The organism is Streptomyces sp. BR123 (genome assembly GCF_013401435.1).
In the GTDB taxonomy this organism is placed as follows: domain Bacteria; phylum Actinomycetota; class Actinomycetes; order Streptomycetales; family Streptomycetaceae; genus Streptomyces.
This window is the reverse complement of the sequence record NZ_JACBGN010000628.1, coordinates 1-1,030: the sequence shown is the minus strand read 5'-3', so window position 1 is coordinate 1,030 and position 1,030 is coordinate 1. Positions and strand designations below refer to the sequence as shown.

The following is a 1,030-nucleotide window of genomic DNA, read 5'->3' as shown; positions in this document are numbered from 1 at the left end:
GGCGGGGGTGACGCGTGGCTGTGGCCGCCGGGCGCGCCCTGGCCGGGGGCGGAGAGCCGGGCGGTGCCTTCGACGGGCTTTCCGGCGACCGCCCAGGCGGTGTGGTCGTCCGCGTAGAGGCGGACGGTCAGGGTGTGCGGGCCCTCGGGCACCTGCGTCGCAGGCAGGTGGTACCAGGGGCCGTAGACGCGGGCCAGCTTGCGCCCGTCGAGCTCCAGGTGGGCGTGGCCGCCGCCCGGGAGGGCGGCGCCACCGGCGCTGTCGGGGGTGAACCGGAAGTTCTCCACCGCCAGCTGGAGGTTCCAGCCGTCCTCGGAGTCGGGGTGGACGGTGACCCGCACCCGGGGCGCGCCCCCGGAGGGGACCTCGCGGAGGCGGTGGCCGGTGCCGTCGCGGGTGTCCAGCAGCGTCCCGGCGCTGCCCGTGGCCTGCTCGTGGCTGGTGCCGGGCTTGTGGTGGGTCGTGGCCCGGCCACCGCAGCCCGCCACGGCACCGCCGACCAGCACCCCGACGACCAGCAGCACCGCGCCGCGCCGCCCCCTCGCCGCCACCCCGCCGCGACCGGGCACCTCCCGCTGCCCGATGTCCGTACCCCGGCCCCACGACACGCGGCCCGCCGGCCCGACCTGCACCGCCCCGCCGCTCTCTGCGGCCGGCTGCCGCCCGGGCCCCGCATTCCCGCCCCCTTGCTCCCGACCCGAAGGGCCGACCCGCACCATCCCGCCCGGGCCCCCGTCCCGGACACGACCGCCGACCCGGCCGGCTTCGCGGCTGCGGCCGGCCTCGCGGCTGCGGCCGGCCTCGCGGCTGCGGCCGGTCGAGGGCCCGCCGTCCGCTGCACACCCGTCGCCGCGGGCCGGACAGCCCCTGCTCGTCCGACCGCCGCCGGGCGGCCCTGAGGGGGCTGAGGCCGAGGGGCCGCCGACCGGCCCGAGGGGCGCCTCGCGCCGGGGGAGGGTATTCCGGTCGCCCCTCGGGGAGCTCTGAGCGGTTGCGGCGGCGCTGTCGGGGCGTCCGGAGGGTGCTGCGG

Annotated in this window: 1 pseudogene; it reads right to left on the bottom strand. The window is 80.4% G+C overall.

Features of this window, described 5'->3' with window-relative positions:
* Positions 1 to 524: pseudogene (locus HYE82_RS36745) on the bottom strand (hypothetical protein); the annotation flags it as partial.
* Positions 525 to 1,030 lie beyond the last annotated feature (506 nt).